The 17,336-nt window shown below is 58.5% G+C and carries 11 protein-coding genes; 1 reads left to right on the forward strand and 10 read right to left on the reverse strand.

Annotated elements, in window-relative coordinates:
- Positions 1–99: 99 nt before the first annotated feature.
- From HY011_04735 to HY011_04760, 6 genes are all read right to left on the reverse strand, one after another.
- Positions 100–1,260, reverse strand: a complete 1,161-nt coding sequence (locus HY011_04735) for a thiolase family protein (protein MBI3422221.1) — start codon at positions 1,258–1,260, stop codon at positions 100–102.
- A 409-nt stretch (positions 1,261–1,669) separates the two neighbouring features.
- Entirely contained in the window at positions 1,670–3,205 is a 1,536-nt protein-coding gene (locus tag HY011_04740; GenBank protein ID MBI3422222.1) for an amino acid permease, read from the reverse strand.
- A 161-nt stretch (positions 3,206–3,366) separates the two neighbouring features.
- Entirely contained in the window at positions 3,367–4,143 is a 777-nt protein-coding gene (locus HY011_04745) for a response regulator transcription factor (GenBank protein ID MBI3422223.1), read from the reverse strand.
- Positions 4,133–5,236 carry a histidine kinase gene (locus tag HY011_04750; GenBank protein ID MBI3422224.1) on the reverse strand — a complete coding sequence of 368 codons (1,104 nt, stop codon included), beginning with the start codon at positions 5,234–5,236 and terminating at the stop codon, positions 4,133–4,135. Before HY011_04750 ends, HY011_04745 begins: the two co-directional genes overlap by 11 nt.
- Positions 5,237–5,355: 119 nt before the next feature.
- Positions 5,356–6,117: an SDR family oxidoreductase gene (locus tag HY011_04755; protein MBI3422225.1), complete on the reverse strand. Its 762-nt coding sequence runs from the start codon at positions 6,115–6,117 to the stop codon at positions 5,356–5,358.
- A 118-nt stretch (positions 6,118–6,235) separates the two neighbouring features.
- Positions 6,236–9,409, reverse strand: coding sequence for a glycoside hydrolase (locus HY011_04760; protein ID MBI3422226.1), 3,174 nt, complete (start codon positions 9,407–9,409; stop codon positions 6,236–6,238).
- Positions 9,410–9,957: 548 nt separating this feature from the next.
- On the opposite strand from HY011_04760, the gene HY011_04765 reads away from it, so the two are divergent.
- Positions 9,958–11,403 carry a cytochrome c gene (locus HY011_04765; protein MBI3422227.1) on the forward strand — a complete coding sequence of 482 codons (1,446 nt, stop codon included), beginning with the start codon at positions 9,958–9,960 and terminating at the stop codon, positions 11,401–11,403.
- A 149-nt stretch (positions 11,404–11,552) separates the two neighbouring features.
- Here HY011_04765 and HY011_04770 read toward each other — a convergent pair whose 3' ends face one another.
- The 4 genes from HY011_04770 to HY011_04785 all read right to left on the reverse strand — a co-directional run bounded on the left by HY011_04770 (position 11,553) and on the right by HY011_04785 (position 17,320).
- Complete coding sequence (locus HY011_04770; GenBank protein ID MBI3422228.1) at positions 11,553–12,749, reverse strand: membrane dipeptidase; 1,197 nt, start codon at positions 12,747–12,749, stop codon at positions 11,553–11,555.
- Between the two features lie 308 nt (positions 12,750–13,057).
- Positions 13,058–14,482, reverse strand: coding sequence for a PhoPQ-activated pathogenicity-related family protein (locus HY011_04775; GenBank protein MBI3422229.1), 1,425 nt, complete (start codon positions 14,480–14,482; stop codon positions 13,058–13,060).
- 12 nt (positions 14,483–14,494) lie between these two features.
- On the reverse strand, positions 14,495–16,123 hold the full coding sequence (locus HY011_04780; GenBank protein ID MBI3422230.1) for a hypothetical protein: 1,629 nt from the start codon (positions 16,121–16,123) through the stop codon (positions 14,495–14,497).
- Positions 16,124–16,294: 171 nt separating this feature from the next.
- Positions 16,295–17,320 (reverse strand): flippase-like domain-containing protein, encoded by a 1,026-nt coding sequence (locus tag HY011_04785; protein ID MBI3422231.1) that lies wholly within the window; start codon positions 17,318–17,320, stop codon positions 16,295–16,297.
- Between the last annotated feature and the right edge of the window lie 16 nt (positions 17,321–17,336).

Consider the following 17,336-nt stretch of genomic DNA (forward strand, 5'->3'; position numbering starts at 1 on the left):
CATATTGGTAGTCAGTAGTCAGTAGTCAGTAGTCAGTAGTCAGTAGTCAGTAGTCAACGGGCGGTTGTAATTAACCGACTACCGACTACCGATTACCGGCTACTTCATTCTCTCAACAATGGTGCAAGTCGCCATGCCATGCCCAGCGCACATCACTTGCAGGCCGAATTGGCCGTCAACGGCGTCGAGGCCTGTCAATAGCTTCGCCAGCAAGATCGAGCCGGTCGCGCCGACCGGATGGCCGTGCGCAATCGCGCCGCCCCAGGGGTTGACCTTAGCCATATCGGGTTTGAGTTCGCGCTCCCAGCACAGCACGACGGTGGCGAAGGCTTCGTTGATCTCGAACCAGTCAATGTCATTGATCGTCAGTCCGGCTTTTTTGAGCGCCAGTTGCGTTGCCGGAATCACGCCGGTGAGCTGGAAAGTCGGATCGCTGCCGACGGCGACGCGAGCGCGGAACTTTGCGCGCGGCTTGAAGCCATCCGCTTCAGCGCGTTCCCGATTCGCCACGAGCACCGCCGCCGCGCCATCCGAAATCTGGCTGGAATTGCCTGCCGTGACGACGCCATCGCCAGCCGGGCGAAAGACCGTCGGCAACGAACCCATCTTGGCCGGATCAATCTTTTCGCGCACGCCCTCATCCCAGGTCAGCGAAATGTTCTTGCCCTCGGCGTCTACGCCCGGCGTCGGCAGGATTTCTTTATGCCGTTGCTCTTTGATTGCGGCGAAGGCGCGGCGATGACTTTCGGTGGAAAAGCCGTCCACGTCGGCGCGCGTGAGGCTCCATTTGTCGGCAATCATTTCGGCGCTGATGCCTTGATGCGCGAGGTCGTGATGCTCCTTCATCGCCTCGTAAATCTTGGGCCAGACGCCCGCGCCATCGCTGCCCATCGGCACGCGCGTCAGGCTCTCGACGCCGCCCGCGATGATGTAATCGGCATCACCCGCGACAATCGCTTGCGCGGCGAAATGAATGGATTGCTGCGCTGAACTGCAAAAACGATTGAGCGTGACGCCGGGCACCTCAATCGGGAATCCGGCCAGCAAGGCGGTGCGGCGCGCGATGTTCATGCCTTGCTCGCCGACCTGGCCGACGCAACCGATGATGACGTCTTCGATCTTGGCCTTGTCTACGCCGGTGCGTTTGACCAGGCCTTCCAAGGCGTGCGCCAGCAATTGATCGGGGCGCGTGTCACGCAGTGCGCCTTTGTTGCGGCCTATCGCCGTGCGCACGGCGTCAATGATGACTGCTTCTGCCATAACGATTACTCCTGTTTTAGCTAGTGATGGAATGAAGAATGCGGGTTAAGGATAATGCAAAAGGCCGGTGCGCGCCTAATCGCTTACCCACGCCAAAAAATTTCTTGCCGTAAATTTTCCGGGGCTGGCTTTGCGGCTCTGCCGCTTGATGTGCGGAAGGTCTCTGACCTTCCGGCCAACGGCTACAACTCTATTGGGGCTCTGCCCCAAACAGTCGGGGCGTAGCCCCAGGAAAAGCGCCACACGCCCGGAAGGTCACAGACCTTCCGCACATCGGGCGGCAAAGCCGCAGTCAGGTTCACCGAATTTTTTACAGCAAGAATAATTTTCCCGCGAAGATACACGAAGGGGCACAAAGAAAACCAAAATTTCCTTCGCGCCCCTTCGTGTGTCTTCGTGGGAAAATTTCTTACCGCTGCTGCATTTGCACGCGACTGTGATGGCGGCTGTAGCCGAAGTAAATCACGAAGCCAATCACCAGCCAGACAATCAGCCGCATCCACGTGCCGCCCGGCAAACTCAACATCAAGAGAAACGAAATCAGAATGCCCAGGATCGGCACCGCTGGCACCCAGGGCGTTTTGAACGGGCGTTCGATGTCGGGCCGCCGCCGCCGCAACACCCAGACGCCGATGCAGACGATGATGAACGCGAACAGCGTCCCGATGCTGACCAACTCGCCCAGCAAATTGATCGGCAGCACTGCTGCAAAAACGGCGATGAACAGCCCGACGACGATGGAGGAAATCCACGGCGTTTGGAAGCGCGGATGAATCGCGCTGGCCCAGGGCGGCAACAGCCCGTCGCGCGACATCGTGTAAAAGATGCGCGACTGGCCCATTAGCGTCGTCAGCATCACCGTGCTTAAACCTGCAATCGAGCCGCAGACAACCAACCAACTGCCCCAACGCACGCCCGTCGCCTCTATCGCCAACGCCACCGGCGCGGCGACGTTCAAGCGCGAGTAATGCATCACGCCCGTCAGTGCAAAAGCTACGACCAGATAAAGCACGGTGCAGATGGCGAGTGAACCCAGCAAGCCGATTGGCATGTCGCGTTGCGGATTCTTGGCTTCTTGCGCGGCGGTCGAGACCGCGTCAAAGCCGATGTAGGCGAAAAAGATGCTGCCCGCGCCGCGCGCAATGCCCGACCAACCGAATTGACCGAAGCTGCCTTTATTCGGCGGAATAAATGGCGTCCAGTTGGCGGCGGCGATTTGCGGGTGGTGCCAGAGAAAAGACACCGCGACCACTATGAAGCCCAGCACGGTGCCGACTTTGATAAAGACCACCACGACGTTGAAGTTGGCCGATTCGCGCACGCCGATAATCAGAATCACCGTCACCGCCAGCACGCTCAAAAACGCGGGCAGGTTGAACAGCGCCGTCGCGTGCGGCAACGTGTCGGCGCTAATACCCGCCGCCTGCAACGCCGGTTGCAAGGTCGTCAGCAATTCCCAGCGGCCATTGAACAAAAACAACTCGCGCCCCGGCGTCTCGATCAATTGCGGCGGCAAGTGCAGGCCCAAATTCTGCAACAGGAGGACGATGTTCGCGCTCAACCCTGACGCCACTGTCGCCGCGCTGAAGGCATATTCCAACACCAAGTCCCAGCCGATGATCCACGCGACCAATTCACCCAGCGACGCATAGCCATACGTATAGGCCGAACCGGAAATTGGAATCATCGCCGCCAGTTCGGCGTAACACAGCCCGGCGAACGCACAGCCCAAGCCCGCCAGCACGAATGAAAGCGCAATGGCCGGCCCGGCAAATTGCGCCGCCGCCGAACCGGTGATGACAAAAATGCCCGCGCCGATGACTGCGCCAATGCCCAGCGCCATCAGGTTCAGCGGCCCCAGCACACGTTTCAAGCCGTGCTGTCCTTCGGCCTGTGCCTCGGCCAGCAGTTTATCCAGCGGTTTGGTGATGAAGAGATTGCCCATGCGACTTGCTCCTTGATGGTGGTAAACGTGCGCGCGAGCTTAGGCGGAGGCGGGAATGGTCAGAAGCGTTTTGTGATGAACCGGCAGTGAGCAGGGTTGAAAGCGTACTACAGCGTGACCGAGGCCGAGACTGGGTTTGCGTCTTTAGTGCCTTTTTGCGGCTACAGTGTTTTGCCCAGCAATGCGTGCAAACCTTCGCGGTAGCTGCGGCTGAGTGTGAGTTGCGTGCCGTCGTGCAGGATGACGTGGTATTCGCCGTGCGACCAGGGCTGCAATTCGCGGATGCGTTCGACGTTGACGATTTGCGAACGGTGAATGCGCGGGAATTTTTGCGGGTCGAGTTGCGTTTCCAATGAACTGAGCGTTTCGCGCAACAGATAGGTTTCCTGGCGGGCGTGCAAACAGACGTAATTGCCTGCGGCTTCGATCCAATCCACATCGCTGGTTTTCAGGAAGAAGACGCGGCCATTGGCTTTGACGACCAGCCGTTCCAGATAGCGGGTCTTGGCTTTTTGCTCTTCCAACAAGGCGAGGATGCGTTCGTTGACGGCGTGATTGTGCGCGAGTTGCAACTGCGCTTTGGCGCGCTGGACGGCTTTGCCAAAGCGCTCACGGTCGAACGGTTTGAGCAAGTAATCCACCGCGTGTACATCAAAGGCGCGCACGGCGTATTGATCGTAAGCCGTCACGAAAATTACCAGCGGCAATTCATCGAGCGCACTCAACACCTCGAAGCCATCCACCTCTGGCATCTGCACATCGAGGAAAAGCAGTTCGGGCTTGGCGCGGCTGATGAGTTCGACCGCTTCGTGGCCGTTGGCGCATTCGCCGATGATTTGGATCTCGGCATCGCCGCGCAGCATCTCGCGGATGACGGTGCGGCCCAGCGGTTCGTCATCAACGATGATGGCGCGGATGTGTTTTACTTCAGTGGTCATGCTTTAGCGGAAGTTCCAGTGTCACCAACAACCCGCCTTCCGGCACGTTCAGCAATTCGAACTTGTGCGCGCTGCCGTAAAGTTGTTTCAACCGGCCCTCGGTATTGGTCAGCCCGACGCCGCGTGAGGCGATGTTGCCGCGCTGCGGTAATTGCAAGCCAGGGCCATCGTCTTGCACTTGCAAACGCAAGCTGCCATTGCGGCGGGCGGCGCGAATCTGAATATGCCCCGCCGCCGCGCGCAGCACGATGGCGTATTTGATCGAATTTTCGACGATGGGTTGCAGGATCAAGTTGGGTACGTGCGCGTCCAGTGCTTCGGGTTCGATGTCCAGCGTCACTTGCAAGCGGTCTTGAAAGCGAATGCTCTCGATTTCCAAGTAGCCGCGCAGGAATTCCATTTCCTGCCGCAAGGTCACTTCGTGCTGGCCCGCGTTGTCGAGCGTCAGCCGCAGAAAGTCGCCTAGCCGCGCGGTCATCCGGTTGGCGGCTTCGACATCGGTCAATTGCAGCGCCGAGATTGAGTTCAACGTGTTGAACAGGAAGTGCGGCTGCAATTGCATCTTCAGCGCTTGCAACTGCGCCTGCGCGAGTTGCGCTTCCAACTGCGAAGCGCGCAATTCGCCCGCCTGATAGCGCTCATAATAATCCGTCACGCTGCTGACCAGTAGGAACGTGCCATAGCACATAAATCCGACGGGCAGGTTGAACAGCAAATCGGAATCGTAGAGCGCCAGCAACGTTTGCCGACGCGCGTAAGCATCTACATAAAGGAACCAACAAAGCGGCAGATAAATAAACCGATGCGCCACTGTCAGCGCGAAACACGCCAGCAAATGCGCCAGCGCGTGGCGTTGCCAGTTTTGCCGCTCCAAGGGAAAGCGCCGTGTCAGCCACAACACCAATGGCGCGAGAGCGGCCCACAAAATCCAATACGGCACTTCCCATATCAGCATCTGCACCAATGCGGGCGGGTGCGCAAAGATTTCGACGTAATGGCTGGAAAAGAAATAATAGTTAAGCGTGAAGGCCAGCGCGATCAACAGCCAGCCCGCCGCAATCGAGGCCCACAAGGTACGATGTCGTTGCCACATATTCAGACTTCAGACTTCAGACTTCAGACTTCAGACTTCACAACCGAATGCCGCAACTAAAACAGGCTGACAACAAAGGTCTGAGGTCTGAGGTCTGAAGTCTGAAGTCTGAGGTCTGCTTAAAAAGGTTTCCGTCCGTAGCCAATCTCCGCGCCGCCCGTCAGCAAATGATCTACGCCCGTTGTGAAGGTTGCTTCGGCGGCGAGAAACAGACACAGCCGTCCAGCTTCTTCCGGCGTGCCCATACGGCCCAACCATTGCACGGCTTCGCCTTCGGCGATGGTTTGCGCTGGGTCGGGCGAAGCGTCTGCGCCTTCCTTCCAGAGCGGCGTCCAGATGTTGCCGGGCGAAACCGAATTGACGCGCACACCGTGGCAGGCTTCGTCAATCGCCAGGGCTTTGGTGAAGGCGACGACCGCGCCTTTGCTCGCCACGTAAGTCGTCGCGTGCGGTTGCGCCATTGTGCCGACCAAGCTGGCAATATTGATGATGCAACCTTTGGTTTTGCGCAAATGCGGCAGCGCGAATTTGCTGGCCGCAAAAACGCTGACGACATTTACTTCCAACACAGAGCGCAGATCATCCAGCGAGAACTCATCAATCGTGTGATAAGGCGGATGCCAGCCCGCGTTGTTGATGAGGCAATCCAGCCGCCCGTACTTCTCAACGGCAATATCAATCAGACGTTGAATGTCGCCGCTTTGGGTGACATCGGTTTTGACGAAAAGGCCATTGATCTCGGCGGCGATGGCCTGCCCTTCGGCTTCCTTGCGGTCGGCGACGATGACGTGCGCGCCGGCTTGGGCGAAGACCCGCGCGCAGCCTGCGCCGATGCCCTGGGCCGCGCCGGTGATGATGGTGACTTTGTCTTGATAGCGCATGATTTCCTCTCTGGGTACGCAGCGCTTCCAGCGTGCGTGCTTGGCAGGAGACGCACTGGTTTCCCAGTAGGTTTGCCAATCAACCCCGCACGCTGGAAGCGGTGCGTACCCAGGGTTGTCACCGAACAAGCAGCGGCAACCCCGCTTGTCGCAATTGCTCGTTGAGCTTGTTGAGTTCGTCGCCTTTGAGCGTTTGCCAGCGCGCCAATTGGTCATCCAGCGATTTTTGCAAGGCCTGCGCGGCAGCTTTGGCCTGTGTGGTGGGTTGCGCGTCAACTTCACCAACCAGATTCATGATGTTCAGGAACTCGCCCGCCAAACGCGCGATGCCCGCACCGCCGCCACCGCCACCGCCGCCACGAAAGCTACCAGCAGCGCCTTCGAGGCCGGTCAACTTTTGTTCAAACGCGGTGAGCGCGTCGGCCATTGCGCCTTGTCCCGCGCGTGTTTTCAACGCTGGCAGTTGGGCTTTGAGCTTGCCGATCTCGGCTTGCGTGGCGCGCACACGGTTGATGCCTTGATAACATTGCATCGTCAATTCGCTTTGTTGCGCCAGCGCGGCGGGCGTAGCGGTTACGCGCGGATCGAGTTTCAGTGTGAGCGGTTGCGTGAACGATTTGCCATCCACCGTCAGCCGCACCGTGTAATCGCCCGGTTGCGCCAGCGGCCCTTCGGGTGTGGGCGGTGTGTCGCGGTAAATCGCGGTCATCGGGTAAGCGCGCGGCTGGCCTGTGGGCGGCGTATAACGCAGATTCCACACCCAGCGTTGCATGCCCGCTTGGTTGAGCAAAATGCGCGGCGGACGGAACCAGTATTCGGGGTAAGCTTGCGTCTTTGGGTCAACGACGTCGGGCTGGTCGGCGCTGGCATAACGGCGGACGAGTTGGCCGGAACGATCCAGAATTTCCAGCGCGACCTCTTTCGCGTCGGCCTTCAGCCAGTAATTGATGATCGCGCCGTCGGGCGGATTCTGGCCCATCGGTTCTTCGGGCGGGATGGGCGTGTCGGTGTTCTGGCTGCGGCGCACGCGAATCGCCGTTTGCGGTTTGTAAAGGAAAGCGTCAGCCTGCGCGACTTGATCGTTGAGCTGCCGCAGCGGCGTGACGTCATCCAAAATCCAGAACGAGCGCCCGTGCGTGCCGACGACCACATCATCATCCTTGATGACCAGATCGCGGATCGAACTCGCGGGCAGGTTCAGCCGCAAGGATTGCCAATGTTCGCCGTCATCCACCGAAAAATAAACCGTCTGCTCTGTGCCTGCATACAACAAGCCTTTGCGTTGCGGGTCTTCACGCACGACGTTGACGGTGGTGCCGTCAGGGATGCCGTTGGTGATGTGTTTCCACGTTTTGCCGCCGTCGTGTGTGCGGTAAATGTGCGGACGCAGATCATCAATTCGCAGCGTGTTAATCGCGGCATAGACGGTGTCATCGTCGAAATGCGAGGCATCCATCAGCGAGACCTTCATCCACGACTTCAATTCGGGCGGGGTGATGTTCGCCCAATTCTTTCCGCCGTCGCGCGTCAGATGAATCAAGCCGTCATCGGTGCCCACCCAAATCGTGTTGAGCGTTTTGTGCGAGGGCGCGATGGTGTAAATCACGCCGCGCCGCGGCATACCTCCTGGGCCAGAGGCCATTTCGGGCGTGCGGTATTTGCCGATGACTTCGGGCACGTCGTATTTCTCGCGCGACAGGTCGGGGCTGATGACTTCCCAGCTTTGGCCGCCATTGAGCGTTTTGAAGAGCACGTTGCCCGCGTAATACAGCGTCTTGTTGTCCATGGGCGAAAAGATGACGGGCGCGGTGCGCAGGAAACGATACTGGCCGCCGCCGCCGCGTCCACCGGCCTGGGGCGAAATGTTTTGCACCTGGCCAGTGTTCCAATCGTAGCGCGTGATTTTGCCGCCGTAGATGATCTCCGGATTCAGCGGATCAGGCGCGACATAGCCGTATTCTTCCACACCTACGGTGCGCCAATCGCGCCAGGTGATCGCGCCGTAATCGCCCCGGCTCGCCACGCCGATGGAACCGCTTTCCTGCTGCCCGCTGTAGACCCAATAGGGCCAGCGATTGTCGGTGATGACGTGATACATCTGCGCCGTCGGCTGGTTGTACCAACTGCTCCAGGTCGCGCCGCCGTTGACCGTGATCGTCGCACCTTGGTCTGCGGCCAAGATCATCACATCAGGCTGTTCGGGATTGATCCAAATGCGGTGGTAATCATCGCCGCCCGGCGCGCCCTTGAAGCCCGTCCAACTCTTGCCGCCATCGGTGGATTTGTACGTCGCCGTGTTAGCGACAAACACAACTTCAGGATTTTTGGGATGCACGCGAATCTCAGCAAAATCGCTGCCGCGCCCCCAGGTGCGTTGGTCGTTGCCGAGCTTGCGCCACGATTCGCCCGCGTCATCGCTGCGATAGATGCCGCCGTTTTGCTGATTCGCGTCCACCGTCGCGTAAAGGATATTCGAATTGCTGTTGGCAATGCCGAAGCCGATGCGGCCTAAGCCCTGCTCGAACGTCGGCAAGCCTTTGGTCAACGGCTTCCACGTCGCGCCGCCATCGGTGGATTTGTACAGCCCGCTGCCCGGCCCTTGCCACTGACCGTTTTCCCAGGGGCCGTGACGCACTTCGTAAAGGTCGGCGTAGAGCGTGTTGGTGTTGGTCGGATCGAACTCGATTTGAATTGCGCCGGTGTTCTCATCTTTGAAAAGCACTTGCTGCCAGGTCGCCCCGCCGTCGAGCGAACGATAGACGCCGCGCTCTTTGTTCGGGCCAAAGGGATGGCCGCACACGGCCACGAAGACGCGATTCGGGTCTTTGGGGTCAACGATCAAGCGGCCAATCTGCTGCCCATCGCGCAGCCCCACGTTTTTCCACGTCTTGCCGCCATCGGTGGATTTGTAGACGCCATCGCCGACGGACAAGTCTGGCCGTAGCGGCAAGCCTTCGCCACTGCCCGCATAAAGCACATTTGGTTGCGACTCGCACACGGCTACGTCGCCAATGGAACCGGTCGGCTGGTCATCAAACAGCGGCTGCCACGTCCGCCCGGCATCGGTCGTTTTCCAGACGCCCCCGTTGTTGACGCCCATGAAAAAGGTGTTGGGTTGCGACGGAATGCCCACCGCGCCGACGGTGCGACCGGCGCGAAACGGGCCGATACAGCGCCAACGCAATCCCTGATACAGATTGGCGGCAAACTGCTGCGCACGGCTGGGCGCGGGCGCGGTGACGAGCAAAAAGGCAAGACAGAGCAATGCCAATAGAGTGCGGATGGGTTTCATCTGATGACCTCCAAGGGATGTCGGAATGATGTCGGTACAACGTTGAATTTCGGTGGCGTGATTGTGTGCGAACAGGCGTGAGTTTTCAATCCGCGCGCACCAAACGGTACCGCGCGCGCAGGCTTTTGCAAAGTCCTCAAAACATCCGCCAAAGACCTTTGGCTGACTCCTGATGCCTGGCAAATTGAAAATCAGCCGGTATGCTCAGTTTGTCAGGAATCAGGAACCGGGCATCAGGAGTCAGTCAAACCGTTCGAGCGCTCGCGCTGGCGACTTTGCAAAAGCCCTGACCGCGCGTGAGCAAGCGGCGGCCAGACGACTCAGCGACTGGCTCACGCTTGATGCGCCGCTCGCTCACGCGCGCGGTACCGTCCCAACCCAAGCCGCGCGGCACGGCACTTGCCGACCGGTCAGTAGCGATAAAAAGTCACCGCGGGAGCGCGGAATTCCACCGATTGGTGGGGAAGCATTCGCGTAACTTGCGAAGTATTCCCCGTCTCCCGGCATTTTTTCCCATTCAACTCAATCACTTGGAGGCAGCGAGCATCATGAAACGCAGCATCACTTTCCTGCTTTCTCTTACATTGGCTTGTGCAGTGGCTTTCCTGCTGCAAGACAGCAGCAGCGCGAGTAACGCGCCAGTCAAAAACGCCACCTTTTCCAAAGACGTCGCGCCGATCTTTTTCAAGAATTGCGCCGAGTGTCATCGCCCCGGCGAAGGCGCGCCTTTTTCGGTTTTGAGTTACAAGGACGTGCGCCCCTGGGCCAAATCCATCAAGGAAAAAATCGCGCTCAAAACTATGCCGCCCTGGCACGCCGATCCGCATTTTGGCGAATGGGCCAATGATCGCCGCCTGACGCAGGCCGAGATGGATACGATTCTCGCTTGGGTTGCCAATGGTGCGCCCGAAGGCAATGCCAAAGACATGCCGCCCGTGCCGAAATTTACGGAAGGCTGGACGATTGGCAAGCCCGACATCGTCATCCCCATGCCCGAAACCTTCACCCTGGAAGCGACCGGGCCGGATGAATATCAATACTTCACCGTTGACCCAGGTTTCAAAGAAGACATCTACGTGCAAAGTGCCGAGGCGCGGCCCGACAATCGCAAGATCGTCCATCACATCATCGCCTTTATCCAGACGCCCAATGCCAGTGGCCGTCAGCGCCCCGATCTGAGCAAACTGAGCAAAGAAGAGATCGAAAAGCTACGCGCCCAAATGGAAAAGAATTCGCCGACCTATCGCGAAGGTTTCCTCATTCGCACCAAGGCCGATGCGCCGGTTGACAATGATGGCTGCGCATCGCCGACGAGCGGCAAGTTGGGGCGCGGGGATCGTGGCCAGGACATGGAAAGTGGTCAACTGTTGGCGGGCTATGCGCCGGGCATGAATCAGGCCGTCTGGGAACCCGGCACCGTCAAGAGGATTCCCGCCGGTTCGAAGATTCTCTTTCAGATGCATTACAACAAAGCTGCCGGTTCGGTGCAGCAAGACCGTTCGAGCATCGGCTTGATTCTGGCCAAACGCGAACCCGAAAAGCTGGTGCATACCTTCGGCATCTCGAACAACGCTTTTCTGATTCCACCTGGCGCAGAGAATCACCGCGTAACAGCCTGCTTCACCACGAAAGAGGACATGCACATCATCAACTTCATGCCGCACCTGCACCTGCGCGGCAAAGCGGTCGAATACAAAGCCTTCTATCCGGACGGCAAGGCCGAAATCCTGCTCAACGTGCCGCAATACGATTTCTCTTGGCAGACGGCCTATTACTTCAAACAGGCCAAAGCGATTCCGAAAGGCACGCGGATTATGGTGACGGCGTATTTCGACAATTCGACGAAAAACAAATACAACCCTGATCCGACCAAGGCGGTGCGCTACGGCGAACCGACCTATGACGAAATGATGATTGGCTGGCTGGATTACACGAACGACAATGAACGGGTAAAACCCACCACGGCCCTCAATCTGTCGCAACCTGGGCAATAAACCAGCGCGCAGCAAAAACGGTCGCCAGCGGGAGCGCCGCCGCCCCCGTCCGCTTTAGAGAGTTAAGCCGCGCAACTTCCTTGAATGTGGGGAAAGGACGTTGCACGACTTAAGCAGAGGCGGACGGGGGGGTCGGCGCTCCCGTCCATTTAGCGTCGCTGCAACCGCGCCGCTACTTTTTCAACTTCGCCCAGCAAGCGCACAGTGTTCTCGCCCAAAATGTTGCGGATGTCTTTTTCCGCATAGCCCTTGCGCAAGAGCGCCTCGGTGATCTTGGGCAACTGCGTGCAATCCTTCATGCCTTCGGGCATCGAACCGCCGTCGAAATCCGAACCCAACCCAACGTGATCCGCGCCGACCAGCTTCACCGCGTGGTCAATGTGTTCGACGATCTTTTCCCACGAAACTTTGGGCGCGGGGCCGAATTGCTTGGCAACCTCTTCGCGGGCTTTGGCGCGGTTTTCCGGGTTCTGACCGCCGAGTTGCTGCATGATCGCGCGCTGGGCGTCAGCCGTTTTCAGCCCGTATTGATACAGCCCTTCGTCAATAAAGCTGTCCAGGTAATTGATCTGAATCACGCCGCCTTTGGCCGCCAGCGCCTTGATCATCTCGTCGGTCATATTGCGCGGATGCCCGGCGACGGCGCGACACGAAGAATGCGACGCAATCATCGGCGCCTGACTCACGGCCAATGCGTCGAAAAACGTCTTGTCCGCCACGTGCGAAATGTCCACCAGCACGCCCAGCTTGTTCAGTTCACGCACGACGTCTTTGCCAAAATCGGTCAGGCCGTTGTGCTTCGGCGCATCACCCGACGAATCGGCCCAGTCGGTATTGACCGAATGCGTCAGCGTCAAATAGCGCACGCCCAGTTCGGCGTACATGCGCAACAGTGGCAGGCTGTTGTTGATCATGTGCCCGCCTTCCATCCCCATCAACGCGGCGACCTTGCCTTGCTTGTGCGCCTTGCGGATGTCGGCAGCCGTCGTACACAGCATCACCTGATCGGGCATATCCGCCGCCAGCTTATGCACGGCGGCGATGCGTTCGAGCGAGTTATTAACGGCGAGGGGCCCGGTCACGGTGCCGGACATGAAGATCGAAAAGAACAGCGCGTTTAGCCCGCCCTTTTTCATGCGCGGCAGATCGAGTGCGTTGTCGGTATGTTCGTCGGTGAACTTCCAGCCCTCGCGTTGCAAGCGCGGCGTGGTGTCAATGTGTGTGTCAATCACGATGGAGGAAAAATGAATCTTTTTCGCCTTCTCGGCAATTTTGTCAGGTTGTTGGGCGAATGCGGGTAAAGCCGCCAGAGCCAGCAGGCAAAAGATTGAAATCATTCGTTGCATAGATTCTCCGATGGATGAAGCAGGAGAGATTACGGAACAGACGGAAGCTGTTTCGGATGTTATTCGCAGGGCTTTTGCCAAGTCCTCAAAACATCCTCCAAAGACCTTTGACTGATTCCTGATTCCTGATTCCTGATTCCTGGCAAACTGAGAATACCGGCTGACTTTCAATTTGCCAGGAATCAGGAGTCAGGAGTCAGTCAACCCGTTCGAACGCTCGCGCTGGCGACTTGGCAAAAGCCCTGATGTTATTCGTTCCGTCTGTTCCGTTATTTCCGTCTGTTCCGTAATCTCTTTTTACTTGGTTGTTACTTCTTCGTGCTTGCGTATTTTGTTGCGGCCTCTGCCCACTTGTGCGGCAATACATCCGGCACGACGCTGACCTCGGTGGTGAACTTGAACGGATACTTGCCGCCGCTGTCATACACCAACTCGACAAAGAACGCCGTGTAACCGCTGGCCGGTTTCGCGACGCGGCCTACATACGCACCGTTCGTTTCGGCCTGCAAGGGCGTGCTCGTATACGCCTTGCCAAGCACGTCCAGACGAAAGTCACGCGCCTTAGAATTCGTCGCTTGCCACAGATTCACTTCGCGCGGCTTGTCTTTCGGCGTGACGGTCAGCGTGCCATCCGCCGCCTTGCGCCAGGTGAATTGCGGGCGTGGTTTGTTTGTGATGACGGCCTGATAAAACGCCGCCAGGCTTTGCAGCGCATCCGAACCGGCCAGATCGTGCTTGGCGTTCGGCACATAACGAATATGCTTTTCTTCCGGCAATTCGCCGTAATAAAACTGCGAATTGTCGGGCAGAAAAAATTGATCGCCGGATGCGTTAATCATGAACTTCGGCATCTTCAGGCTGGCGCGTTGGCGATAATTGAATGGGTCTTCGATGCCCAGCACCGCTTGGTATTCGGGCGTGCCGATCTTGTGCGGGAACAGACCGTGATTGACATAATCGTTGAGCGCCGAAGAGAAGAACCCATAAACCTCAAAATGATGGCGCGTGATCGCTTCGCTGTTGAGCGCGTCAATCACCATCGGCGCAATCGCCATCACACGTTTGTCCACCGTGCCCACCAGCCAGGTCGTCCAACCACGTTTCGATCCGCCGGTGATGACGAACTGATCAATTTTGAGTTTGCCGCCCGCCTCACTCGCCAGAAACTCTTGCACGGCATCCAGCGCGCGCACGCCGCTTTTGACCATCGCCAACCGCACCAGCCAGAAATCATCTTTGGTCGTGAAATGTTTGACCCGCGTGTAAGCGATCAGATCGTCTTCCGAACGTCCCTTGTCCGGCGAATCAGTGAAATACAACGGTTGATTCGGCACCATCCCTAATTCAGCCACAACGGTGTTCGTGTCACTGGCGATCATCGTCGCACGTTCGGAGAGTTTGGTCGGCGCGGCGTCTTTGTTGCTGCCGCCGCCGATGTAAAGCAACGCGCTCCGGCCTGCCGCGCCGCTCGCCAACTTGTCCGGCTTGACCACCGTCAGCCAATGCTTCCACACCGGACGATCAACGTCTTTCGCGCTGCGCCAGGTTTGCGAAGTCAGTTCCAACACATAGCCCGTCAGCCCCGGCGCTTTGATCGTGTTGACCAGCTTCCAGCCGTAGACGGCGTCTTTTTGCGCGATGTAACGATCAAGGGCCGTTTGGCGTTCCTGGGCGAACACAGCCGCGCTCAGCGCCAGCCACAACATCACAACGATCTGCATGCGACGAATCATCAGTCCTCTCCTTTACGGTGCGGCGGGTAGCTTCACCAGCTTCAGCCCGGCATTTTCATAAACGATCTCGAACGGCAGCTTCGCCTGCTTGGGCACGACGGCGAATCCGGCGCGATACTTTTGCGCCAACATTGCAAATTGCTCGGCGCTCAATTCGCCGTAAGCCTTGTTCAACGGGCGGCGATTTTCCAACCCGCGCGCCGTGGGCAATTTGCCGCCGGTTAAATCTTTCAACCGCGCAAACCACTCATTCATTTGCAACGCTCCGTCGGGATTGGTTTTGAACTCGACGACGTTTGAACGATCCGTCAGCACGGTGAACCCTTCATTGGCGGGCGAGGTCAGGTAAACGGTGTCGCGCGCGCCGTGGGCTTTGATCCAATTGCACATCTCGATCCATTGCCATTCCCGCTGATTGCCGCCTTTGTCGCTGAGGTCGGAATACACCGTCACACCCCAGCGGAATTCCGCGTCCGGCTGCCGCGCGACACGATAACCCCAAATCGAAGCGGCCAATATCAATCCGACATTCAGCGCAGGCACCAACCAGCGCTGGCCTTGGCGTTGCCCCTGGCGTTGAGAAGCCGCAGCCAACACAAGATTGAATAGCAACACAACCGCCAGCGTGCCAAATACCGTCAGTAACGGACTCAACCGAATGCATTGCAGGTTGGCGAACTTGTCGTTTTTGAGCAGGTAGTAATCGCTGAAATGCATCAGCGCCAGCACGGCGAATGCGGCACTTAACCCAAACAACACGCCAACTGCGCGCGCCTCCGTCCGTTCACCGCGCCGTAACCACCACCAGACCAGCCCCAACACAACGAAATGCCCGCCGACCCACAACCCGTGCGCCGCCGACATCAACGCGAAATGGTGCGGGTGGCGGAAATCAATGTAATAGGCCAGCGAATACTCGCTGACGACTGGCTGCAACAAACCGCGCCGCAACATGCCCAGCAGATGCCCAAAGGCCGGCGCGGCGGCAGCCAGATAACACGCCGCCAGCTTCAGCACCTCTCGCCAACCGAACGTGCGCAATTGCAGCACGAAAAACGGCGCGATCATCAGCGTCCAGATGACGCCGATCTGTAAGTGAAAGAGCACCGCCAAGCCGGCGCACATCGCCGTCAGCGCGTAACGCCGCTGAATCAGCATGGCCGTAGACAGCAACACAAAGGCGTGCGCAAACAGGGGCGGTTGCAGTTCGGCGTTGCCGATGAAATCGTTCTCTTCCAACCCGCGCCCGGCCCAAAGGAAACCCGTGGCGATGAACAGACCAACGGCCAGATACGCCAGCCGCCCCAAACCAACCGTGCGGCACAAATACCAAAGCGCCCCCGCCAGCAACAGCGCGCCTAACACATGTAACGCGATGAGGCCGCGCGTTTCGCCCAGCAACGACGACGCCCCGGCCAGCAGCCACGCAAACACGCGATGATGATAGAGCCGCAATGAAATGTTGAAATCGCCCGGCAGATAATTCGGATCAAGCAGGCGCCGCACAACGGGCAACAGCCCTGAGTGATTGGACGCGCCGATGCTGATGCCGCCGTTGAAGGCGGTGCAGAGCGCAGCGATGACAGCGATGCTCGCGGCAGTGAGTACGCCCTCAAGCCAGGCAGTTCTTGTCTTGTTCATCAACCTTAACGCCTTCGTAAAACTTGCGCAGGCCACCTGGGTACGCACCGCTTCCAGCGTGCAGGAGTCAAGTCAGAGCTGTTGGCCGGTCAAAGCAGCTTGCCAAGACTGCACGCTGGAAGCGGTGCGTACCCAGGTGGCCGGCACTGCCTCATTACGCACTCGCCTTACTCACGATTTCAACTCGCCCCGTTTACGTTGCACATAGAACGACAACAGCAATAGCAAACCAACCGCCGTCCAAAACAACACGCGCAACTTCCGATAAACCGCCAGCGCCACGCCGGTCAGCGAACCCAGGCCCAGCACCTCGGCCAGCAATCCGGCGCTCGCTTCGTCAACACCCAGGCGCACCGGCACAAACGCAAACGCGAAATTGATGAAGCGGCCAATCGCTTCAAAGAGAAAGACGGCCAGCCAACTCGTATGCACGCCCAGCAAATGCAGCGTCAGCCAGATTTCGAGTACGCCAAATAAATGGAAGCCCGCTTCGTACACGCAGACCCAGGCGAAATCGCGGGGCCGCTGGCGATAAAACTTGAAATGGTGCTCTTCCAACCGTTGCAATTTCTGCAAGGGCGCTTCGAGCCGCTGAATGATGGAATGGAAAACCTGATGAAGACTGCTTATGTGCGCGCCTACTTTACGCAAAAGCTCGATCAGTGACCAGCGCCGCCACCACACCAGCGCCGCCACCAGCAAAAATGTGCCCAATCCCAACGCCAGCCCCGCGCTGACCAAACCCAGCGGCGTGTGCCATCCGGTAACCGTGAGTAACACCAGCGCCCCGGCCAGCATCACCACACAGGCGCTCAAAACGTAACTGAAGAGTTCCAGCGTTTGGGAAGCTACCACCGTCGCCAGCGGCAAATGCGCGCTGAAAATCACCAGCCGCGCCGGCTCGGCCAAGAGCGGCCCCGCCGTCGTCAGGTTGCCGATGGCGTCGCCGATGACGCGCGCGCGCCAGACACAAAACAAACCCACGCCGCGCTCGTCTTCGTGCAAACAGCGCAACCAGGCCAGCGCGCGCAGCACCGGACGCAAGCCGGAAACGATCAGTATCCACGCGAAACGCCCATCCAGCGCGCGCACGCGCTGCCAGAGTTCGTGCGCATCGAATCGTTGCAGGATAAAAACGAAGAGGGCCGCGCCGCCGAGGAGAGAAATTAAGGTGAGCAGGTGGGCGCGCGCTTTCATTTCGAGACAAGCTAGC

Source organism: Acidobacteriota bacterium (assembly GCA_016196035.1).
GTDB lineage: Bacteria > Acidobacteriota > Blastocatellia > RBC074 > RBC074 > JACPYM01.